At 54.7% G+C, this 22,295-nt stretch carries 21 protein-coding genes; 10 read left to right on the top strand and 11 right to left on the bottom strand.

The genetic code is table 11. From position 1 onward, the window contains the following. Positions 1-248: 248 nt before the first annotated feature. Positions 249-1,742 (bottom strand): inorganic phosphate transporter PitA, encoded by a 1,494-nt coding sequence (gene pitA / locus ABK821_RS14760; RefSeq protein ID WP_138359446.1) that lies wholly within the window; start codon positions 1,740-1,742, stop codon positions 249-251. Between the two features lie 228 nt (positions 1,743-1,970). On the opposite strand from pitA, the gene ABK821_RS14765 reads away from it, so the two are divergent. Next, the gene (locus tag ABK821_RS14765; RefSeq protein WP_343178088.1) at positions 1,971-3,164 is read left to right on the top strand and encodes an NAD(P)/FAD-dependent oxidoreductase; all 1,194 of its coding nucleotides are present in this window, start codon (positions 1,971-1,973) and stop codon (positions 3,162-3,164) included. Between the two features lie 171 nt (positions 3,165-3,335). On the opposite strand, the gene ABK821_RS14770 is transcribed toward ABK821_RS14765, so the two are convergent. Then, complete coding sequence (locus ABK821_RS14770; protein ID WP_343178087.1) at positions 3,336-4,250, bottom strand: LysR family transcriptional regulator; 915 nt, start codon at positions 4,248-4,250, stop codon at positions 3,336-3,338. Positions 4,251-4,352: 102 nt separating this feature from the next. On the opposite strand from ABK821_RS14770, the gene ABK821_RS14775 reads away from it, so the two are divergent. Beyond that, positions 4,353-5,261 (top strand): DMT family transporter, encoded by a 909-nt coding sequence (locus ABK821_RS14775; protein ID WP_138359430.1) that lies wholly within the window; start codon positions 4,353-4,355, stop codon positions 5,259-5,261. Positions 5,262-5,367: 106 nt separating this feature from the next. Here ABK821_RS14775 and ABK821_RS14780 read toward each other — a convergent pair whose 3' ends face one another. From ABK821_RS14780 to ABK821_RS14815, 8 genes are all read right to left on the bottom strand, one after another. Beyond that, on the bottom strand, positions 5,368-6,792 hold the full coding sequence (locus ABK821_RS14780) for a DNA cytosine methyltransferase (protein ID WP_138359428.1): 1,425 nt from the start codon (positions 6,790-6,792) through the stop codon (positions 5,368-5,370). Positions 6,793-6,919: 127 nt separating this feature from the next. Continuing rightward, complete coding sequence (nikR, locus tag ABK821_RS14785; RefSeq protein ID WP_138359426.1) at positions 6,920-7,336, bottom strand: nickel-responsive transcriptional regulator NikR; 417 nt, start codon at positions 7,334-7,336, stop codon at positions 6,920-6,922. A gap of 4 nt (positions 7,337-7,340) precedes the next feature. Next, positions 7,341-8,126 carry a nickel import ATP-binding protein NikE gene (gene nikE, locus ABK821_RS14790; RefSeq protein WP_138359424.1) on the bottom strand — a complete coding sequence of 262 codons (786 nt, stop codon included), beginning with the start codon at positions 8,124-8,126 and terminating at the stop codon, positions 7,341-7,343. After that, complete coding sequence (gene nikD / locus ABK821_RS14795; protein ID WP_138359422.1) at positions 8,126-8,887, bottom strand: nickel import ATP-binding protein NikD; 762 nt, start codon at positions 8,885-8,887, stop codon at positions 8,126-8,128. Before nikD ends, nikE begins: the two co-directional genes overlap by 1 nt. Then, a complete protein-coding gene (nikC, locus tag ABK821_RS14800) occupies positions 8,887-9,720 on the bottom strand; it encodes a nickel ABC transporter permease subunit NikC (RefSeq protein ID WP_343178086.1) in 834 nt (277 codons plus the stop codon). The genes nikD and nikC overlap by 1 nt, the downstream gene beginning before the upstream one ends. Next, positions 9,717-10,661: a nickel ABC transporter permease subunit NikB gene (gene nikB / locus ABK821_RS14805; RefSeq protein WP_343178084.1), complete on the bottom strand. Its 945-nt coding sequence runs from the start codon at positions 10,659-10,661 to the stop codon at positions 9,717-9,719. The genes nikC and nikB overlap by 4 nt, the downstream gene beginning before the upstream one ends. Continuing rightward, positions 10,661-12,229 (bottom strand): nickel ABC transporter substrate-binding protein, encoded by a 1,569-nt coding sequence (nikA, locus tag ABK821_RS14810; RefSeq protein WP_343178082.1) that lies wholly within the window; start codon positions 12,227-12,229, stop codon positions 10,661-10,663. The genes nikB and nikA overlap by 1 nt, the downstream gene beginning before the upstream one ends. A 250-nt stretch (positions 12,230-12,479) precedes the next feature. Next, the gene (locus ABK821_RS14815; protein WP_138359414.1) at positions 12,480-13,340 is read right to left on the bottom strand and encodes a LysR family transcriptional regulator; all 861 of its coding nucleotides are present in this window, start codon (positions 13,338-13,340) and stop codon (positions 12,480-12,482) included. A 97-nt stretch (positions 13,341-13,437) separates the two neighbouring features. Here ABK821_RS14815 and ABK821_RS14820 point away from each other — a divergent pair, with 97 nt between their 5' ends. The 8 genes from ABK821_RS14820 (at position 13,438) to arnF (ending at position 21,724) form a co-directional block, all read left to right on the top strand. Continuing rightward, entirely contained in the window at positions 13,438-13,944 is a 507-nt protein-coding gene (locus tag ABK821_RS14820) for a phenolic acid decarboxylase (protein ID WP_171034819.1), read from the top strand. Between the two features lie 401 nt (positions 13,945-14,345). Continuing rightward, positions 14,346-15,485, top strand: coding sequence for a UDP-4-amino-4-deoxy-L-arabinose aminotransferase (gene arnB / locus ABK821_RS14825; protein WP_343178101.1), 1,140 nt, complete (start codon positions 14,346-14,348; stop codon positions 15,483-15,485). Between the two features lies 1 nt (position 15,486). After that, positions 15,487-16,470, top strand: coding sequence for an undecaprenyl-phosphate 4-deoxy-4-formamido-L-arabinose transferase (gene arnC, locus ABK821_RS14830; protein ID WP_138359410.1), 984 nt, complete (start codon positions 15,487-15,489; stop codon positions 16,468-16,470). Further along, the gene (gene arnA, locus ABK821_RS14835) at positions 16,467-18,449 is read left to right on the top strand and encodes a bifunctional UDP-4-amino-4-deoxy-L-arabinose formyltransferase/UDP-glucuronic acid oxidase ArnA (protein ID WP_308561640.1); all 1,983 of its coding nucleotides are present in this window, start codon (positions 16,467-16,469) and stop codon (positions 18,447-18,449) included. The genes arnC and arnA overlap by 4 nt, the downstream gene beginning before the upstream one ends. After that, positions 18,449-19,333: a 4-deoxy-4-formamido-L-arabinose-phosphoundecaprenol deformylase gene (gene arnD / locus ABK821_RS14840; protein ID WP_138359686.1), complete on the top strand. Its 885-nt coding sequence runs from the start codon at positions 18,449-18,451 to the stop codon at positions 19,331-19,333. Before arnA ends, arnD begins: the two co-directional genes overlap by 1 nt. Positions 19,334-19,350: 17 nt before the next feature. Continuing rightward, positions 19,351-21,006 carry a lipid IV(A) 4-amino-4-deoxy-L-arabinosyltransferase gene (gene arnT / locus ABK821_RS14845; RefSeq protein WP_142503163.1) on the top strand — a complete coding sequence of 552 codons (1,656 nt, stop codon included), beginning with the start codon at positions 19,351-19,353 and terminating at the stop codon, positions 21,004-21,006. Then, positions 21,003-21,341: a 4-amino-4-deoxy-L-arabinose-phosphoundecaprenol flippase subunit ArnE gene (gene arnE / locus ABK821_RS14850; RefSeq protein ID WP_138359406.1), complete on the top strand. Its 339-nt coding sequence runs from the start codon at positions 21,003-21,005 to the stop codon at positions 21,339-21,341. Before arnT ends, arnE begins: the two co-directional genes overlap by 4 nt. Next, entirely contained in the window at positions 21,341-21,724 is a 384-nt protein-coding gene (gene arnF, locus ABK821_RS14855) for a 4-amino-4-deoxy-L-arabinose-phosphoundecaprenol flippase subunit ArnF (RefSeq protein WP_343178080.1), read from the top strand. Before arnE ends, arnF begins: the two co-directional genes overlap by 1 nt. On the opposite strand, the gene acpT is transcribed toward arnF, so the two are convergent. Further along, the gene (gene acpT, locus ABK821_RS14860) at positions 21,693-22,295 is read right to left on the bottom strand and encodes a 4'-phosphopantetheinyl transferase AcpT (protein ID WP_343178079.1); all 603 of its coding nucleotides are present in this window, start codon (positions 22,293-22,295) and stop codon (positions 21,693-21,695) included. The genes arnF and acpT overlap by 32 nt on opposite strands.

Raw genomic sequence — 22,295 nt, forward strand, 5'->3', positions numbered from 1 at the left:
AAATTGATCCCGGCTTCATGATGCGTATAACACCAGCGATGAATTTGTGGCGATTCGCGTGTTGAGGGGCATAAAAAACAGACGATAGCCGCATCACGCGCGTGGCAGGCAAAACAATTAACTGCGTTGAACACACTTGCGCTGACCCCGAAAAGACGCGTCCCCAGTCACACCGATATTCGTGCTCCTGAGGACGCGTGGCCTTTCTGCAACCTGAAATATATCAGGTCTGTATATGGCGTATGCGTTTAGATAATCTGCAGCGCAAGCCAGTACAGCGCGCTTGACAGCAGAATCGCTGCGGGCAAGGTCAGTACCCATGCCATCAGAATACTGGTGACGGTTTTCTTCTGCAGCCCGCCGCCATCAACAAGCATTGTTCCTGCCACCGAGGAGGAGAGGACGTGGGTGGTAGAAACAGGCATCCCGGTGTAGCTCGCCAGACCGATTGAGACGGCGGCGGTCATCTGGGCTGACATACCCTGTGCATAAGTCATCCCTTTTTTACCAATTTTTTCGCCGATGGTGGTGGCCACGCGACGCCAGCCGATCATGGTGCCGATACCGAGTGCCAGAGCCACTGCCATAATAATCCAGATAGGCGCGTACTCAATGGTACTCAACATATCGGTTTTCAGTTTCTTCAGCAGACGTTTATCATCGGCGCTCACTTCCGGCAGCTTCGCCACTTTATCCGTGGTATCGGCGATGCAGAGCATAATACGACGCAGATGGCTGCGCTGTTCCACGGTGAGCGCATCGTAGCTTTCGATGCCGGTCAGCATTGTCTTCACGCGGTCAAGTGCGTTAATGGTGTTCGCCGGGTGGCAGTGGAACTCGCCGTTTGCGGCAGTTGCTTCCGGTGGCGGGATGAGCTGCTCCGCGCCGGTTGCAATTTGCAACAGATCAGCGCGCTGCTGGAAGAAGTTTTCCACGTTGTTGACTGCATCGCGAGTACGGGTGATTTCGTAACCGGACGCGTTCATATTGACCACGAAGCCCGCTGGCGCAACGCCGATGAGCACCAGCATTACCAGACCAATGCCTTTCTGACCATCGTTGGCGCCGTGCGAGAATGCCACGCCAATGGCGGACAGAATCAGCGCAATACGTGTCCAGAACGGGGGTTTTTTCTTACCGTCTTTCTTTTCTCGTTCGGCAGGCGTCAGGTGAATACGGGCACGCTTTTTCGTCCCGCTCCAGTAACGACGCAGAAGGAAAATCAGCCCGCCCGCGATCACCAGGCCAACGATTGGCGAGATAATAAGCGAACCAAAAATACCGATGACTTTCGGGATGTTCAGTGCATCGACGACTGAGGTGCCGGTCATTAGCGCATTGGTTAAACCAATGCCGATGATCGCGCCGATCAGCGTGTGCGAGCTGGAGGCCGGGAGGCCGAAGTACCAGGTTCCGAGGTTCCAGATGATTGCTGCGAGCAACATGGAGAAAACCATGGCGAGGCCATGAGCTGAACCCATATTAAGCAGTAAGTCGGTCGGCAGCATATGCACAATGGCATAGGCTACGCTAAGACCGCCCAGCAGAACGCCGAAGAAGTTAAACAGGGCTGCCATTGCTACCGCAAGCTGAGACCGTATTGCACGCGTGTAAATCACCGTTGCAACTGCGTTTGCGGTATCATGAAACCCATTAATCGCTTCGTAAAAAAGCACGAAAGCCAGAGCAAGCAATAATAGTATCCCGGTATGTAAATCCAGACCGGCGAATAAATGTAGCATAGGACGTTACGCCATTTTGAGGACATGAACGCGGCGCATTATCAGTGACTTTGGCTGTGCGGGCAAAGTGAAATGTAGACTTTTTTGATTTTCTTTCTGTTTTAATTGTAGCCCGTTGGGAGTATTCCTATATCTTTCAACAAGGTACATAAAAGTGTTTTTTTCATTCTGGTGCGACCAGAGTGAAAAATTTACAATTCCCGACAATCGGGATATGAGGAATGTTGTGTGGAAAGGTTTGATGCCATTGTAATCGGCGCCGGAGCGGCGGGAATGTTTTGTGCAGCGCAGGCAGGGCAGGCGGGCTGCCGCGTACTGTTGATCGATAATGGTAAAAAACCTGGGCGCAAAATTCTGATGTCCGGCGGTGGCCGCTGTAATTTTACTAACATCAATATCGAACCCGCGGCATATCTCAGCCAAAACCCACATTTTTGTAAATCCGCGCTGGCACGTTACACGCAGTGGGACTTTATCGACCTGGTTGGTAAATACGGTATTGCCTGGCATGAGAAGACCTTAGGCCAGCTTTTTTGTGATGATTCCGCCGGGCAAATCGTTAACCTCCTGCTGGCGGAGTGTGAAAAGGGCGGGGTGCAAATTCGCCTGCGCACCGAGATTCTTTGTGTTGAGCGGGATGACGAAGGTTACACCCTGCAACTTAACGGTGATACGGTGGCGGCGAAAAGTCTGGTGGTCGCCTCCGGCGGCCTGTCCATGCCCGGTCTGGGCGCTTCTCCGTTCGGGTATCAGCTTGCTGAACAGTTCGGCCTGAAAGTGCTGCCGACCCGCGCCGGGCTGGTGCCGTTCACGTTGCATAAGCCGCTGCTGGAACAGTTGCAGGTGCTTTCCGGGGTATCGGTTCCGTCAACCATCACCGCGGCAAACGGTATGCGCTTTCGCGAAAATCTGTTGTTCACTCATCGTGGGCTCTCCGGTCCGGCGGTGCTGCAAATTTCCAGCTACTGGCAGCCTGGGGAGTTTGTCAGCATCAATCTGCTTCCGGACTGCCCGCTTGCTGATTTCCTCAATGAGCAGCGCGCGGCGCATCCGAATCAGAGCCTGAAAAACACCCTGGCGATGCAGTTGCCGAAGCGTCTGGTCGAGTGTTTGCAGCAACTGGGCCAGCTTCCGGACGTCACGCTGAAACAGCTTAATCCCCGTGAGCAGCAGACGCTGGTGGATACGCTGACCGCATGGCGCGTGCAGCCGAACGGCACCGAAGGCTATCGCACAGCGGAAGTGACCCTTGGCGGCGTGGATACCAATGAACTCTCTTCGCGCACCATGGAGGCGCGTAAGGTACCAGGGCTTTTCTTTATCGGCGAGGTGATGGATGTCACCGGCTGGCTGGGGGGCTATAACTTCCAGTGGGCGTGGTCGTCAGCGTGGGCGTGCGCCCAGGCGCTGGTTAAAAGATGAACCCGGTTATTTTCATTCTGGGGGAAATAATTAGTTCAGAACAGGTAATGTCATCTTCCCACGGATGGACGCCCGTACCTCCCTGGAGGCTTGCTTGATACCTGCAAGCGGTAACGTATATATCCCCGGGTTATCACTATAATGAGTAAATGCGAGATGGTTATTAGCTGCTCAGGGCTGACCGTCAAACCGATGTATCGCCTGACGCAGGAAATCCACAACTCGCCGGGCTTCAGGGCTCAGTGCCGTTAGCCGCAGGTTTACCACGCCGACATCCATCCATGTCATACAATCGTCGACTGTGCGCCGCATAACACGAAGCCCTTCAAGCGACCAGGGACGCCAGACCAGGTCCGAAAGAATGGTAACGCCTTTACCTTGCGACACAAAAGTACGAATGGCCTCAAAGGAGTTGGTACGGTAATGAATATCCGGTTGCCCGCCGCGCTGCCGCCAGACATCAAGGATCACGGTGGGATAATCATCAGTCTCAAGCAGTAGAAACGGCACCTTCGCAATATCAGACAGCCGCAGCACCGGTTGGCTAAGTAAAGGATGGCCGACAGGCGCCCACAGGCGACGCAGCGAGCGCAGAAAAGTGTCGATACTCAGGTCATCATCGTGGCGAATATTTGATGTCAACACCAGGCAAAAATCGACCTCCTGCTGGCGCAAAGCCGTCATCAGCGCCTGGGATGAGCCTTCCTGAAAGTGGAGCGCCAGCAACGGAAAACGGCGTTCCAGCTCGCTATAAATACCGGGCAGCAGATAAGCGGATAGCGTTTCGGCGATGCCCACCCGCACGCAGCCGGTGGTCATTTCCGGCTGGTTGTGCAAGTCGTTAATCGCGGCTTCGCTATCGGCGATGATTTTGCGCGCATGAACCAGAAAACGTTCCCCATCGACGGTCAGCGCAATGCCCTTTGGATGACGAACAAAGAGTTGCGTATGCATAATCGTTTCCAGATTACGCATCGCGACCGTCATTGATGACTGAGAGATATGACAGCGTCCGGCCGCTTTTGAGATTTGCAGCGTTTCGGCCAGGGCGATATAGAATTCCAGCTGTCTTAGGGTGAACTTCATCGTTTCAAACCATACACCTGAATGAAAACTTTATATTAGCACTGGCCTGTTTGTCAGCAGTAACCTCAATGGCGTAGGTTTAAGGGACATCAAGGAGGTGGTATGCCTTATCTTTTGCTCGCCCTGGCTGCGTGTTTCTGGGGAGGAAATTATGTCATTGGTCGTCTGCTGGTATCGCAAGTTGACCCTATTGTACTCTCGGCGCTGCGCTGGTGGGTTACCGCTATCCTGCTGATGATTCTCTATTTCCGTCAGGTTCAACAACAGTGGTCAGCGATAAAACAGGCGAAAGGCATTGTCTTCTTTTTGGCGCTGTGCGGCCAGGTGTTATTTCCGCTGACGCTCTATATTGGCCTGCAATATACTTCATCATTGAATGCGGCGATTTATTTATCGACAACCCCGGCAATGGTGCTACTGATTAACCGCTTTATCTTTCACGAACGTATTTCGACGGGAAATATCGCTGGCGTAATATTAAGCACCTGCGGCGTTATCTGGCTTATTTTGCAAGGGAATGTGACGAACGGGGCGATTTTGCACCATCTGAACCAGGGCGATCTCTGGACTATGGGCTCGGCGATGAGTTGGGCGGCCTACTGTGCTTTTTTACGACTGAAACCGAAAGCTGTAGTCGGCAACGGTTTTGTCGCCGTTTGCGCCAGCGTGGGGGCAATAATGCTGCTGCCGGTACTGACGGTAAATATGCTACAGGCTGCCAAACTGGATTTGGCCCCTTATTTAACGCCAAATTTTCTACTCGGGCTGGCTTATCTGGTGATTTTCCCTTCCTGGCTCTCTTATTTACTGTGGAATAAAGGTATTGCGGCGATCGGCGCCACCCGCGGGGAAGTATTTTCACACCTTATTCCCCTTAGCGGCGGCCTGTTCAGTATTCTTTTTCTGCACTCACCGCTCTATATGTATCATCTGATCAGCGGGCTGGCGATTGTCTGCGGTATTGCTCTGTGCTCGCGTTCGCGCCGCGAAATTGTATCGCAGGCCCCATGAGTGGGGGGAATGGTCTTTAGTCGGCAAACACGGCAAATGGCCGTGATGCAAGCCGGGCTGGCCTGACGTCATCGCTCCCCCGGAAAATATCGGGGGAGCGGCGCTACTATTTTTTAGTGGTCGGGGCGGTGGTCGCTTTCATAATATAAGGTTGCAGCAGTTTTGCCACGGCTTCAAATACGGGGACCACCACCGAATTGCCAAACTGGCGGTAGGCCTGAGTATCTGAAACAGGAATACGAAATGGCTTGCCATCTGGTTGCTCAAATCCCATCAGTCTGGCGCATTCACGAGGCGTCAGCCTTCTTGGCCTTTTTTTCTGGTTCTCTGGATGAGAAAAATCGATTTCACCGAGCGCTCTATCCCATCCTCTGTCAATAAGAATTTCTGAACCATCTTTATGATAGCGAGCGGATAAGGTCCTGGCGATACTGCTTTCATTATTGGGATCAACCAGACTGAAACCAAACCCATTACCTTTGGCGGCATGCTTTTTGGCATAGTTATAGAGATATCCCCATAACTTAGGGCTCAGAATATATTTATCGTCAACGGCAGGTTCCAGAAGTTGACCAAATGTTGGTCTTTTTTCAGGATAGAATTTATGGATATTCTGTAATGTGAACCCCTGATGGATATTAAGATCCCGGCGGAATCCCACCAGAATAATACGTTCACGATGCTGGGGTAGAAAATGTTTCCCATCAATGATTTTAGGATCGTCTTTTCCCATGATACTGGCGTCTGAAACTTCATAGCCTAATTCATCAAGGGTATCCATAATCACGTTGAACGTTTTACCCTTATCATGGCTCTTAAGGTTTTTAACGTTTTCCAGCACAAAAATGGCTGGCTGCTTAGCCTTAATTATTCGGGCGACATCGAAAAAGAGCGTTCCTTGTGCTTCACATTCGAATCCATGTGCGCGACCGAGCGAGTTTTTCTTACTCACCCCGGCGAGGCTGAATGGCTGGCAGGGAAAACCAGCCAGCAGAACATCATGATCCGGGATCTGTTGATCAATATGAGCATAAGCGCTCTCTTCGGAGATGCCGTTTTCGCCGCTCAGCGTAACTTCCCGAATATCCAGATTGAAAGTGTGTGCGTCTTCATCATTGTACCAGTTCGCTTTATAGGTACGTACAGCTTCTTTATTCCATTCGCTGGTAAAAACGCATTGCCCGCCGATAGCTTCGAATCCTTTACGGATACCACCAATACCGGCAAACAGGTCAATAAAGCGAAAAGCATAGTCAGGATGATGTGCGGGTTTTTCCGGCAGCATTTTCCGTAACAGAGTCTCTTCAGCGATGGTGAGCGATTTTGGTTCACATTTGCCATTTACCCAGCGGTTAAGCGTTTCGCGACTCCAGTCATTTTTGCCGACTTTTCTCAGTCGCTCTGCGACATACTTTTGTCCATAAATCTCAAGTACTCGATCAATCAATTTTCTGTCGTGTGCTTGTCGTCGTTTTTCTTCAGCTTTTGTTTTTTCGAGCAGTTCCTGAGCAAATAAATCGAATTCAGACATAATTCCTCCCTGGGTTTTATGGGTGAAAATATATCACTCATTTGACCCAGATTAAATGACTCATATCTGGATATTTAATCAGTATATGGAGGTAAGAATCGCACTCGTTGTGATTGTCTGGCCGACTTTATGAGTCGGAAGATGCGTCCTCCGTCGGCAGACACTGCAAATGACCGTGGCGCACGCCGCGTTGCGCGATAACGTCATCGGCGAAATGCTGAATATCGCCCATGTCGCCTTTCAGAACGGCAATTTCCAGGCAGTCGTCGTGATTGATGTGGACGTGCAGGGTAGCGACGGACAAATCGTGATGATGATGCTGGGTGGAGACTAAGCGGCTGGCTAAATCCCGCTTCTCATGTTCATAAACATAGGAGAGCACCGCAAACCCCTGAGCGCCGTGATCCTGGATGGTTTCCTGAGCCAGCGCACCGCGCAGGATATCGCGAATAGCTTCGGAGCGGTTATGGTAACCACGGCGCTGGCTCAGGCTATCCAGCGTTGCCAGTAAATCGTCATCGAGGGTGATCGTAATACGTTGCATCTGTTTATACCTTAGCGCGGCTATGAGGGGGTATCGCTGCAGGAAATGCAGGAAGTACCGCATTTTGTAACATGCGCCCGGCATGGGAAGAAAACGTTAATTTGTCACCTACTGTTTGTGTCTCGACGATACGCCCCGCGTCCATCACCATTACCCGCTGGCAAAAGCGTTCTACCAGGCGTAAATCATGAGTGATAAACAGGCAGGCGGTGCCAAACTGCTGTTGCAGTTTTTTGAGCAGGCGGATCACGCCAGCCTGTAGCACTAAATCCAGGCTGGACACGGCTTCATCCAGGATCAGCAGTTTAGGTTCTACCGCCAGCGCCCGCGCCAGGCAGACGCGCTGGAGTTGCCCGCCGCTCAGCTGCGGTGGGCGTTCGTCGAGCACGCCGCTGTCGAGATCCACGGCTTTAAGCATTTCGCGGGCCCGCGCGATTTGTTCTGCTTTGGTCAGCGACAGCAGATGGCGCATAGGCTCGCGTAAAATATCCTCGACAGTTTTACGCGGGTTTAGCGCGCTGATGGCATCCTGAAACACCATCTGAATATCCCGGCGAAACGCCTTTTGCTTTGTGCGATTCAGTCGGGAAAGGGGTTCGCCGCGCCAGCAGATGCTGCCCTGGCTGGGGGATTCCAGGCCGACGAGCAGCCGTGCCAGCGTACTTTTTCCGCAGCCGCTGCGTCCCAGCAGGGCAACGGTTTCGCCACTTTTCAGCGCTAAAGAGACATCCTGTAGCACGTTTACACCTGTATATTGATGGCTAATCGCCGATACGCTCAGTAATGTCATCAGGCCAGCTCCAGACCGTAGAGGGCGAGATGCGCGGCCACCAGATTACGGGTGACGCTGTGCTGCGGGGCGCTGAAGATCGCGCTGACGCTTCCCTGTTCCACGATACGGCCGTTATCCATCACCGCGACATCGTCAGCCAGTCGTGCGACCACGCCCATATCGTGCGTCACCAACAGCATCCCCGGCGCGCGGTTTTGCATAATGCTTGCCAGCAGGTCAAGAATGCGCGCCTGGGCGACCGCGTCCAGATCGGTCGTCGGCTCATCGGCGATGATAAACGGCGCGTCGCACAATAGCGCCATGGCAATCATCATCCGTTGCAGCATACCGCCGCTCATCTCGAACGGGTACAGCTTCAGCACCCGCTGCGCGTTCTCCAGACCCACGGCTTCCAGCGCCGCGAGAAGCGTGGCGTCGTCGGCGGGTTTATCCAGCGCCAGACAGGTCTCCCGGGCATGAGACATCATGGTGTGCAGCGGATTAAAGGCGCTACGCGGGTTTTGCATGATAGTGGCAACGTTGATACCCCGCAGTTCACAGGGCGCAACCGGCCTGCCATCGGCGAGGATTCTCCCTGCGGTTTGCCGTACCCCAGCGGGCAGAATACCCAGGGCCGCCGCGCAGGTCAGTGATTTACCGCTGCCGCTGCCGCCCACCAGCGCCAGCACCCGTCCACGCTTAAGCGATAACGAGACACCGTGTACCAGCGGCTGCCGGGCCTGTAACACAATATTTTGTAATTCAATCTGTTGCGGCATCAGTGGGCATGCTCCGTGATCAGATGAGGATCGAGGCGATCGCGCAGGGCGTCACCCACCATGTTGAAGGCCATCACGGTGATAAACAGCGCCAGACCCGGCCAGAACATCTGCAACGGTTGGGTCCAGATATACTGGCGGGCGTCGTTAATCATGACGCCCCATTCAGCGGTTGGTGCGGTCACGCCGAGGCCGAGGAACGACATACCGGCGACGTGTAGCATCATATGACCAATATCCAGCGTCGCCAGCACCAGCAGCGACGGGATCGCCGCGCTGGCCAGATGATCGATAAACACCCGGATATGCCCTGCACCGGCAAGCCGGGAGGCGAGGACGAATTCACGCTGGCGCAGGGAGATCACCAGACTTCTCACCATTCGCGCATACCACGCCCAATGCGACAGAGCGATAGCGATAATGACATTGGTGAGGCCAGTTCCCAGTACGCCAACCATAAAGAAAGAGAGAATGGAGGTCGGGAAGGTCATAAACATATCCGCGACGCGCATGGCCGCCTGATCGATGCGGCCGCCGATAAGCCCCGCGCTGCCGCCGATGACCAATCCGAGGGCAAGCACCAGCAGCAGGCAGGCCATCACGGAACCGAGCGAGACGCGGGTCGCAGCCAGTAAACGCGAGAAAATATCTCGTCCCAGATGGTCAGTGCCCAGCCAGTGCCGGCCGTCAGGCGCCAGCAAACGCGAAGGTAAATCAATCGCCTGCGGATCATAGGGGAGCCACCACTGGCAGGTGAACGCAATCACTGCCAACAGAACGATGATGATTAACGACAGGCGAACAGGCCAACGTGAAGAGAGAAAAAAGTTCACGAGTGCGCTCCTTCATAACGGCGAATACGCGGATCCAGCGCGGCGTTCAGCAGGTCAACCATCAGGTTACAGACCACAAACACGATGACCATTATTAGCGTAAAGCACTGAATGACCGGATAGTCGCGGTTAAATATCGCCGAGACGGCATAGCGACCCACGCCGGGCCAGGCAAAGATATTCTCAATGATCATCGTGCCGCCAATCAGTTCACCGATATGCATCCCGACGGCGGTGATCAGTGGCAGAGAGGCGTTACGCAGAATATGACGACGCTCCGTTTGCTTCTCGCTCAGACCGCGCAGTCGCGCCCAGGTCACATGACGCTGCCCGGCCACCTCCAGCATGCTGGCGCGCAGCAGGCGAGCGTTAATGGCCAGTGACATAAACGCAATCGACATCGCAGGCAGAATAATATGTTGCCAGCCGCCATAGCCCATAGCAGGCAGCCATTGCAGGTAAACCGAGAAGAACATCACCAGCAGAAAGGCGAGCCAGAAGTTAGGCATCGACACGCCGAGGAAGGCAATAAAACGCACGGCGAAATCCGGCAGGCGATCGCGGTGTCTCGCCGCCCAGATGCCGAGCGGCACGGAGGTGAGCAGGATTAATACCAGCGCCGAGCCTGCCAGCTGTAGCGTGGCGGGCAGGAAGTTAAGCATGTCGTCCAGTACCGGACGTTGAGTCGCGAACGAGATGCCAAAATCCAGATGCAGCGCCTTCCATAGCCAGGTGCCGTACTGTACGACAAGCGGTTGATTCAGCCCCAGCATCACGCGGGTGGAGGCCACCATCTCTGGCGTCGGCGGCAGGTTAGATAAACGTAAATAGTCGAGTGCCGGATCGCCGGTTCCCAGACGCAGCATCAGGAAAATAATCACCGAAGCGGCGAAAACCATCGGCACCAGCAGCGCAATGCGCCGCAACGCATAGCGCAACATCAGGGGTTCACCGGTTTAATCTGTTCGAACGGAATTTCAGAAGCAATCGGCGCATAAGGGATCGCGCCGAGCTTCGGCCTGGAGACCACCATCATTGAGACATAGCTGATGGGGAGATAGACCGCGTCGTTGTGCAGCCGCGTCAGAATGTCGCGGTACAGCGCCTGACGCTGCGTTTCGTCGGTGGTTTCCAGCACTTCGCCAATCTCTTTATCAATAATGGGCTTATCGGCTAAACCCTGCTGGGCCTGGAAGTCGGCGTGCGACGGTACGCGCATTGAACTCATAAAAGCGTGCGGATCGTATGGTGCCCCCCAGGTACGGTTGAAAATCATACCAAAGCGACCATCGCGCTGGCGGGCGTAAATGCTGCTCTCTTCCTCGCCGACCAGCGTCACGTCCACGCCAATCTGGCGCATATCGGCCTGGATAATTTCCGCCATTGATTTACTCAGCGCGTCGGTGCCAATAAACGACAGCTCAATGCGTAACGGCTGGCCATTTTTTTCACGGATCGCTTTACCGTCAGGCTGTATCCAGCCTGCTTTTTCCAGCAAGGCCTTTGCCTGCTGCGGATCGTACTCGCGTGGCTTCAGGCCAATATTGGCGTAAGGAACGGTGGGCGCAAACAGCGTACCGGCAACCTGCTGAGTGCCGTAGAGGACATTATCAATCAGCGACTTTTTGTTTACCGCATGGTTCAGCGCTTCGCGCACCAATAGTTCACTGGTTGGCGGCTTCGCGGAGTTCAGCGCCAGCATCACCGTCTCTATTGGTTGGGAAAGCTGGGTACGGTATGCCGGATTGTGACTGAAGCGCGCGAAGGTATCGAGCGGCAGCAGCCCCTCATTGCCGTACAGCAGATCGATGTCGCCGGTCTCAAAGGCCACCGCGCGGGTGGTGGGATCCGGGATCACGTTGACGGTAATTTTTTGAATCTGCGGCTTTTCACCCCAGTAGCGATCGTTACGTACCAGCACATCGTACTGGTTGAGTTTTGATTCTTTTAACACCCATGGACCGGTGCCAATCGGCGCTTTAATGCCGTGCATGGTCTCATTATCTTTAAACTGCGACGGGGCGATAAAGCGGAATGGACGCGGCAGCGCCAGCTCCTGCAAAAACGGGTAGTAGGCGCTTTTCAGGGTGATTTGCAGTTGGTTTTTGTCGAGCGCTTTAACATCTACGATCTGATTGACCAGCTCCAGCCAGGCGTGGCGTTGGCGGTTATCCAGCACCACGCGGAAGTTCTCCGCCGCGGCACGGGCGTCGAACGCTTCGCCGTTGGAGAATTTAACATCATCGCGCAGGGTAAAGATCCAGGTTTTGCCGTCCGTCGAATGGCGCCAGCTTTTGGCTAGCCAGGGTTTTACCGAACCATCCGCCTGATACTTCACCAGCGGTTCATAAACCATACTCTGGGCGAACATTTGGTTGGGCGTATAAAGATGCGGATTGAGCGGCCCCACATTAACCGGCCATGCGGTGGTGATTTCATCGGACGCAGCGTGGGCCAGCAAAGGCACACAGGCGAACAGCGCCAGCAGAGTAGTACGGATGATAGACAAGGCTTTTTCTCAGCGACAGGAAAGTATGACGATTTTAATGATTTATCATATTTCCGGCGTAAGCTGGATCAATATATAGCCTGAAAGTATAAGAAAATAGTATATACCCGTCATACTTCAGGTCGCCTGCGTGCTGGTCATCCTTCTGCATATTCCCTGGCCCTGCGCCTGTGCTGCCAGCGCAAGCGCTGTTTAAAACCATTCTGCAGCGTAAATGATTTTGCGTATTCTTTCGCAGCCCGTAGATTCATCAAGACGCTCTGAACAACGCCAGCAGGGTGGCCACCTGTTCATCAATAGGCGTTAAATCACGTTTGACAATCAGATGCAGCGGTGTTGCCCGCCGTGCGCCGTGGCCCAGCGGCAGTACCTTCAGAATTCCTTGTTTAAGTTGCGGGCGAATACGCTCTTCCGGTAGCCAGCCGAAACCAACCTGATACAGCACCGCATCAATGGCGGCATCGATGGTGGAAAATGTCCAGGCGTCACGGGGGGCCTGCCGATCGTTGCTACGATCGGTAATGCGTACCAGCGGCCAGAGGGCCAGCGTGTTATCGTCCAGCGGCCCATCGAATGCGGCTAGCGGATGATCGCGATGAGCGACGGCGACAAAATCAATGTTCATCAACCATTCACCGCGACCGGTAATATCCTGGCGGCGGGTCAGGACCATCACATCGGCCTCGGTGCGGGCCGGATGCTCCTGCTCAACATTTTCCAGGACTTCAGTCAGCCTGACCTGGGTTTGCGGATAGCGTTGTTGAAACTGACGCAGAATAGCGAACAGCCGTTCGCGAGGAAAAATACTGTCAACGACCAGATCCAGCCGGGTTCGCGCACCGTCGCGTAGTGTGGCGGCATGCGTTTCAACATAAGCGAAGGCCTGTAATAATGGCTTAACCTGGGTGAGCAACTGCTCACCCGCCGGGGTCAGCACCGCACGGCGGCCCGATGGCGTGAGAAGCGGAACGCCCAGACGCGCCTGCAATAGCGCGAGATTATAGCTGACCGATGACTGGCTGCGGTGGGTCTCTTCCGCCGCTTTCGCAAAGCTACCCAGCTCGACAACTTTTTCCAGTAGCGCCCATTGTTCAAGGGTGGTCTTATGCATAACTCATCTAAAAAGTGGTTTAATTTAATTCAAACATAGCGTTATTTATTCATTTTTTAAAGCAGTATGCTGGTTCTCACCCAATAGAGGAGAACAGATTATGCGTACTTTCGATAAACATGACCTGAGTGGATTTATCGGTAAACATCTGGTTTATACCTACGATAATGGCTGGAACTACGAGATTTACGTTAAAAACGGCACAACGCTGGATTACCGTATTCATAGCGGTATCGTGGCTAACCGTTGGGTGAAAGATCAGCAGGCCTGGATTGTTCGCGTCGGTGAAAGCATCTATAAAATTTCCTGGACCGAGCCGACGGGTACCGATGTGAGCCTGATCGTTAACCTTGGCGACAAACTGTTCCATGGCACCATTTTTTTCCCACGCTGGGTGATCAATAACCCGGAAAAAACCGTCTGCTTCCAGAACGATCATATTCCCCTGATGGTCTCTTACCGTGAAGCGGGTCCGGCTTACCCGACAGAAGTTATTGATGAGTTTGCGACTATTACCTTTGTTCGTGATTGCGGTGAAGATAATAACGAGGTGATTAATTGCCCGGCTAACGAATTACCGGATAACTTTCCTGGCAATCTGTAATAATTTCGAAATATTTTTCAGCTAACACCGGAACGTTTATATTTAGTAAGCAACGTTTAAAAGTGGATTTATTAGAGTCTGGTTTAATATCTGTTTACTTTCCGCCAATACGTTTCTGTCGGTTTTTCATCCGACAGAAACGTTCCTGCTTCTGAAACACCGCCAGAAAAATCTCTATTTCATTGATTTTTAATATTAATGAAATTTCTCCCTCGTCAATGTTCATGTCTTAATCTTATTTTAAGAAAACCAGGCTAAATTTAAGGATATCTGAATGTCCGGCAAAAAAATGTATCAGTAAACTGATTTTGATTTCATTTTCATTTTGTTTAAGTCAGCTGGCGCAGGATATTTGCTGGAATTCCCTATTTCCTTTGAATTATTTACAGAACAGGAAAATGATGAGCGACTTTTTGCCGTTTTCGCGCCCGTCGATGGGCGACGCAGAGCTGGCTGCGCTGCGTGAAGTTTTGCAATCGGGCTGGATCACCACTGGACCGAAAAATTATGCGCTGGAAGAGGCGTTTTGCACGTTAACCGGCAACCGTCACGCTATCGCCGTCAGTTCGGCGACCGGCGGCATGCACGTCACGCTCATGGCGCTGGGTATCGGGGCGGGCGATGAAGTGATTACTCCTTCACAAACCTGGGTCTCGACGCTGAATATGATCTGCCTGCTGGGGGCGACGCCGGTGATGATCGATGTCGATCCCGATACCCTGATGATCACGCCAGAGGCGGTTGCGGCGGCGATCACGCCGCGAACCAAAGCGATTATTCCCGTGCATTATGCGGGCGCACCGGCGGATATTGATGCGATTCGCACGATTGGCGAACGTCACGCTATTCCGGTGATTGAAGATGCTGCTCATGCGGCGGGAGCGTATTACAAGGGCCGCCATGTCGGCTGGCGAGGCACCGCAATCTTCTCATTCCACGCCATCAAAAATATGACCTGCGCCGAGGGCGGCCTGGTGGTGACCGATGATGACGAACTGGCTGCGCGCATCCGTAGCCTGAAGTTCCACGGACTCGGCGTAGACACCTGGGATCGACAGACTCAGGGCCGCGCCCCGCAGGCGGAGGTCATCACGCCGGGCTTTAAATACAATCTTGCTGATATCAATGCGGCGCTGGCGCTGGTACAACTGGAGAAGCTTGCCCATGCTAACCAGCGTCGCGGCGAAATTGCCCAACGCTATCTGGACGAACTGGCGGATACGCCGTTCAGGCCGCTCACGGCGCCATCATGGGCCCATCAACACGCCTGGCATCTGTTTATTATCCGCGTCGATGAAACCGCCTGCGGCATCAGCCGCGATGTCCTGATGGAAAAATTGAAAACCATGGGGATTGGCACCGGTCTGCACTTCCGCGCGGCGCACACGCAAAAGTATTACCGCGAGCGTTTCCCCGATGTTTCATTGCCGCATACGGAATGGAACAGCGCGCGTATTTGTTCTCTTCCGTTGTTCCCGGACATGACCGATGACGATGTCACTCGGGTGATTTCCGCGCTATGCCAGCTGTCAGGATGTTGATATGTTTAGCTATCCTCCCGTGAAAAAAGTGTCGATCGTTATTCCGGTTTATAACGAACAGGAGAGTCTGCCGGCACTTATCCACCGTACCGACACCGCCTGTGCGACGCTCGGACGTCAATATGAAATTCTGCTGGTCGATGACGGCAGTAGCGATGATTCGGCACGGATACTGACCGAAGCCGCTGAGGCTGAAGGTAGCCACGTGGTGGCGGTGTTGCTGAATCGCAACTACGGCCAGCATTCGGCGATTATGGCCGGTTTTAGTCATGTCACCGGCGACCTGATTATTACCCTTGATGCCGACCTGCAAAATCCGCCGGAAGAGATCCCGCGGCTGGTGGAGAAGGCCGATGAGGGTTATGACGTGGTGGGTACCGTACGTCAGAACCGTCAGGATACCTGGTTTCGTCGAAGCGCCTCGAAGATGATCAATCGCCTGATTCAGCGCACCACCGGAAAAGCGATGGGCGATTACGGCTGCATGCTGCGCGCCTATCGTCGCCATATTATCGACGCGATGCTCAACTGCCATGAACGCAGTACCTTTATCCCGATTCTGGCGAACACCTTTGCCCGTCGTGCGGTGGAAATCCCGGTGATCCACGCCGAGCGCGAATTCGGCGATTCCAAATACAGCTTTATGCGCCTGATTAACCTGATGTATGACCTGGTGACCTGCCTGACCACCACGCCGTTGCGTCTGCTGAGTCTCTTCGGCAGCGTCATTGCGCTGTTGGGCTTCGCCTTTGCTCTTCTGCTGGTGGTGCTGCGCCTGATGTTGGGGCCGCAGTGGGCGGCAGAAGGGGTGTTTATGCTGTTCGCGGTGCTGTTCATGTTTATCGGCGCCCAGTTTGTGGGTATGGGGCTGCTCGGCGAGTATATCGGTCGTATTTATAACGATGTTCGCGCGCGCCCCCGCTATTTTATTCAACGTGTTGTTCGCCAGCCGGAAACGGCATCTCAAGAGGAAGATCGTTCATGAAAGCCGTAGTCTTCGCTTATCACGATATGGGTTGTGCAGGTATTCAGTCTCTGTTGGATGCCGGGTATGACATCGTCGCTATCTTTACCCATCCGGATAATCCTGGCGAAAACCCTTTCTTTGGCTCCGTGGCGCGTCTCGCCGCTGAGCAGGGCATTCCGGTATGGGCGCCGGATGATGTGAATCACCCGCTGTGGATCGAACGTATCCGCGAAATGAAGCCGGATGTGTTGTTCTCGTTCTACTACCGCAACCTGCTATGCAATGACATTCTCGATCTCGCGCCGCAGGGCGCGTTCAACCTCCACGGTTCGCTGTTGCCGAAATACCGTGGTCGTGCGCCGCTGAACTGGGTGCTGGTGAATGGCGAAAGCGAAACCGGCGTGACGCTGCACCGTATGATTGGCCGCGCAGATGCCGGGAATATCGTGGCGCAGAAAAAGGTGGCTATTGGCGCGGATGATGTGGCGCTGACGCTGCATCGCAAACTCTGTGCCGCGGCGGCGGATCTCCTGGGCAAGGCGCTACCGGCAATCCGCGAAGGCAAAACCGAAGAGCGTGTGCAGGATGAGCGTCAGGCGACGTACGTCGGGCGCCGTACGCCGGAAGATGGCCGTCTTGACTGGCAGCAATCCGCCCAGACGTTGCATAACCTGGTGCGCGCGGTTTCCGATCCGTGGCCGGGGGCGTTCGGCTATGCCGGGGCGAACAAATTTATCGTCTGGAAGTCCCGTGTGCGCCACGATCTGGCTGCAGCTAAACCGGGCACGGTGATCTCCGTTGCGCCGCTGATCGTCGCGTGTCTGGACGGGGCGCTGGAAATCGTCACCGGGCAGACCGGGCGTGGCGTCTATATGCAAGGTACGCAACTGGCGCAGGCGCTGGGACTTGTGGCTGGCGCGGTGCTGAGCAGTAAACCTGTCGTGGCGATTAAGCGCCGTACCCGCGTGCTGATCCTCGGGGTGAACGGGTTTATCGGTAATCACCTGACCGAGCGCCTGCTCGCCGACGACAACTATGAGATTTACGGTCTGGATATTGGCTCTGACGCTATCGGCCGCTTTCTTGCTAATCCGCGTTTCCACTTTGTTGAAGGGGATATCAGCATCCACTCGGAGTGGATTGAGTATCACATTAAGAAGTGTGATGTGGTGCTGCCGCTGGTGGCGATTGCCACGCCGATCGAGTACACCCGTAACCCGCTGCGCGTGTTTGAGCTGGATTTCGAAGAGAACCTGAAAATTATCCGCGACTGCGTGAAATACGATAAACGCATTATCTTCCCGTCGACCTCTGAAGTGTACGGTATGTGTACCGATAACAACTTCGATGAGGATACTTCCAGTCTGGTGGTCGGGCCGATCAATAAACAGCGCTGGATCTACTCGGTCTCCAAGCAACTGCTGGACCGCGTGATCTGGGCATATGGCGATAAAACGGGCCTGAAGTTTACTCTGTTCCGCCCGTTCAACTGGATGGGGCCGCGTCTCGATAACCTCAACGCCGCGCGTATTGGCAGTTCTCGCGCCATCACCCAACTGATCCTGAATCTGGTGGAGGGTTCACCGATTAAATTGATTGAGGGCGGGAAGCAGAAGCGCTGCTTTACTGATATCAGCGACGGTATCGAAGCGCTGTTCCGGATTATCGAGAATAAAGACGGGCGTTGCGACGGGCAGATTATCAATATCGGCAATCCGGATAACGAAGCCAGCATCAAAGAACTGGCGGAAATGTTGCTGGCCTGTTTTGAACGCCATCCGTTGCGCGACCGTTTCCCGCCGTTCGCCGGTTTTCGCGAAGTGGAAAGTAGCGATTACTACGGTAAAGGTTATCAGGACGTCGAGCATCGTAAGCCGAGTATTAACAACGCTAAGCGCTGCCTGAACTGGGTACCGACGGTGGCAATGGAAGAGACCGTTGAGCGTACCCTCGACTTTTTCCTGCGTACGGTTGAACTGACGGACGACGGTAAATGATGAAACAGGTCGGCTTACGCATTGATGTTGATACCTTTCGCGGTACGCGGGACGGGGTCCCGCGTCTGCTGACACTGTTGGGTCGGCACGGGATTCAGGCGAGCTTCTTTTTTAGCGTTGGGCCAGACAATATGGGGCGTCATTTATGGCGCCTGGTAAAACCGAAGTTTCTATGGAAGATGCTGCGCTCGAAGGCTGCTTCGCTGTATGGCTGGGATATTTTACTGGCCGGAACCGCCTGGCCGGGGCGGAGGATCGGCGCGGGGAATGAAGAGATTATCCGCGCCGCCGCACAGGCGCATGAAGTTGGCCTGCATGCCTGGGATCACTACAGCTGGCAGACGTGGAGCGGTATCTGGCCGCCGGAACGGCTGACGCTGGAGGTGGATCGCGGGCTGCTGGAGCTGGAGCGGATTATTGGTCGCCCGGTAACCTGTTCCGCCGTCGCTGGTTGGCGAGCCGATCAGCGGGTGATCGAGGCTAAAGAAACGTTCGATTTTCTCTATAACAGCGACTGTCGGGGAAGGGCCCCATTTTTGCCGCAACTCGGCAGCGGCATGCCGGGAACCGTGCAGATCCCGGTGACCTTACCCACCTGGGATGAAGCGGTGGGTCGTGTGGTGGATAACGCAGGTTTCAACCGTTACCTGTTGGATTGCGTTCATCGCGATACCGGGACGCCTGTTTATACCATTCACGCAGAAGTTGAAGGGATTGCCTGTGCCGAACAGTTCGATGAACTGTTGACCATGGCCGCACAGGAAGAGATCCGGTTTTGCCCGTTAAGCCAGTTGTTGCCTGCCGATTTGCGCACGCTGCCACAGGGTAAGGTGGTGCGTGGTGAACTGGCTGGCCGGGAAGGCTGGCTTGGATGTGAACAATGACTGAATTCGGTTATTCAATGAAAAGCATTCGCTACAGCATCTCTTTGGCTGCTCTTTTTGTGATCTACTATTTACTGCCACTCAATTTCCGTTTGCTGTGGCAGCCGGATGAAACCCGCTATGCGGAGATTAGTCGCGAAATGCTGGCGAGCGGCGACTGGCTGGTGCCACATTTCCTTGGGTTGCGTTATTTTGAAAAGCCGATTGCCGGATACTGGGTTAACAGTATCAGCCAGTGGCTGTTCGGTCATAACAACTTTGCGGTGCGGTTCGGGGCGGTCTTCTCCATCTCCGCCACCGCCCTGCTGGTGGCCTGGCTGGCGTGGCGGCTCTTTCGCGATAAACGCCTCGCGATCCTGTCACCGGTCATATTCCTGACCGCGCTGCTGGTCTACGGTATCGGCACCTATGCGGTGCTGGATCCGATGATCACCATGTGGATGGCGCTGGCGATGTGCAGTTTCTGGGGAGCGGCGCAGGCGCAAAGCCACCGCGGCAAAATCCTCGGCTACGTCTTGCTGGGTGTTGCCTGCGGTATGGGAGTCATGACCAAAGGCTTCCTCGCGCTGGCAGTGCCGGTCATCGGGGTGTTGCCATGGGTGATGGCGGGCAAACGCTGGCGCGAAGTGCTGACGTATGGCTGGCTGGCGGTAGGGGTTTGCGTGCTGATCGTCCTGCCGTGGGGGCTGGCTATCGCCAGGCGTGAGCCGGACTTCTGGCGCTACTTCTTCTGGGTTGAGCATATCCAGCGTTTTGCCGAAAAAGACGCCCAGCATAAAGCGCCGTTCTGGTACTACATTCCGTTTCTGCTTGCCGGTAGCCTGCCGTGGCTGGCGCTGTTGCCGGGGGCGTTGAAGCGCGGCTGGACCGAACGCGAGGCATCGCGCGGGGCGCTCTATTTGTTGGGATGGGTGGTGATGCCGTTTCTGTTCTTCAGCATTGCTAAGGGTAAACTCCCGACCTACATCCTGCCATGTTTCGCGCCGTTATCGATTCTGATGGCGCGTTATGCGCTGGATGCCGCGAAATCCGGGGCAAGGGTGTTGAAAATCAACGGCATGATCAACCTTGCCTTCGGCCTGATGGGGCTGGTCGCCGTACTGGTGGTCTCGCCATGGGGCTTTATGCACAGGTCGCTATGGCGCCATATTGAGCTGTATAAGTGCCTGCTGGCGGCGCTGATATTCGTCTTCTGGGCGCTGATGGGCTGGCTGGCGATAAAAGACACTGCCCGGCGCTGGACGCTCGCCGCCTGCTGCCCGCTGGCGCTGGCGTTGTTGATGGGTTTCGCTATTCCCGATCGGATTATCGACAGTAAGCAGCCGCAGTTTATGGCGGATATCGTCAGAGACTCGCTGACGCCAAGCCGTTATGTGCTGAGCAACAACGTGGGGATAGCCGCGGGTTTAGCGTGGGAGCTAAAGCGTAGCGATATCATCCTGTATGACAAGCAGGGTGAGCTGCAGTACGGGCTGGCCTGGCCGGATGCGCAGGGCCGCTATGTGAGCCAGCGTGACTTTACCCGCTGGCTGGCCGCGCATCGCCAGCAGGGGCCCGTTTCGCTGGTTCTGCTGATGGATAAAGGGGAGAGTATGGGCGATTTACCGCTACCGAAACCGGACAACTTTTATGTGCTGGGGCGGATGGTGTTTATCCAGTACCTGCCGCAATGAGCGTCTGGATCTGTCTGGTTTTCGCCAGCCTGCTGAGCTGCGCCGGACAACTGTGCCAGAAACAGGCAACCCGCCCGTCTAAATCCGGGCGGCGCGGGCATCATATTTTCGGCTGGCTGGGGTTAGCGCTGCTCTCTCTGGGCGGCAGCATGCTGTTATGGCTGAGTGTGTTGCAGTCGATCCCGGTCAGCATTGCCTACCCCATGCTGAGCCTCAATTTTGTCTGGGTGACGTTTGCCGCATGGGGGATCTGGCACGAGCCGGTCGCGCGGCGCCACTGGTTTGGCGTGGGGCTGATCGTCATCGGGATCGTTATTCTGGGGAGCGGCGTCTGATGGGGTTAATCTGGGCGTTATTCAGCGTCGGTCTGGCGAGCGGCGCGCAGCTACTGCTGCGTAGTGCGATGATCGAGCTACCTCCGCTGACGGATTTACTCACCTTCTTCAGTCACCTGCTGCATCTGCGGGCGGGCGCTTTTAGCCTGTTGCTCGGCCTTATGGGATATCTGTTGTCAATGGTGTGCTGGTACTTTTCCCTGCAACAATTGCCGCTGGCCAAAGCCTACGCGTTGCTAAGCCTGAGCTACATTCTGGTATGGGCCGCTGCGATCTGGCTCCCCGGCTGGCATGAGCCTTTCCACTGGCAATCACTGCTGGGCGTGTTGTTGATTGTCGCCGGGGTGCTGACTATTTTCTGGCCAGTGAAACGGCGGGGGTAATCTGTTTGATATTGTCGGTGGTTAAAAGAAATGGCGTTGGCGTGTAGACCGCAAGGCTGAGTGAGCCTATCTGAATCTGACTGAGCGACAGTGCGGAGGGCTGCGCGCTGTCGATGCCGCTTATCTGCCAGGCACTGCCGCCGCGCTGTTTGAGAATAGCTTCTTTGCGCGTCCAGATTCGCCAGAAGGCCGCCAGTTGTCCTTCTGGCTGTTCGGTCTCTATCTCTGCCTGTTCACCTGCGCTAAAAATTGTATCGGCCAGCGCACGCCAGTTATTGCGTGGTCGCACCACTTCAATATCGCAACCCACTTCTCCTTCGTCACTTAACAGCAGAGCGATATTATCGCCGCTGTGGCTGAGGTTGAACCAAAGCGGCGTTGTAGCGGCGAAGGCGGGTTTGCCGTGCTCTCCATAGATCATTTCCGGCAGCGGTGACAGGAAGTGGGAAAGCAGCATGCGACCAGCCAGCCAGCGCGCGCGGCGAGCGCCCTGCGGCGCCTGTGCGTACAGTGGCGACGGCAGCGCGCCTGTGCTCAGTGTCGAAACTTTTCCCAGAACAATCCGGTACAT

Source organism: Klebsiella sp. KE9456, from assembly GCF_043832615.1.
Classification (GTDB): domain Bacteria; phylum Pseudomonadota; class Gammaproteobacteria; order Enterobacterales; family Enterobacteriaceae; genus Klebsiella; species Klebsiella indica.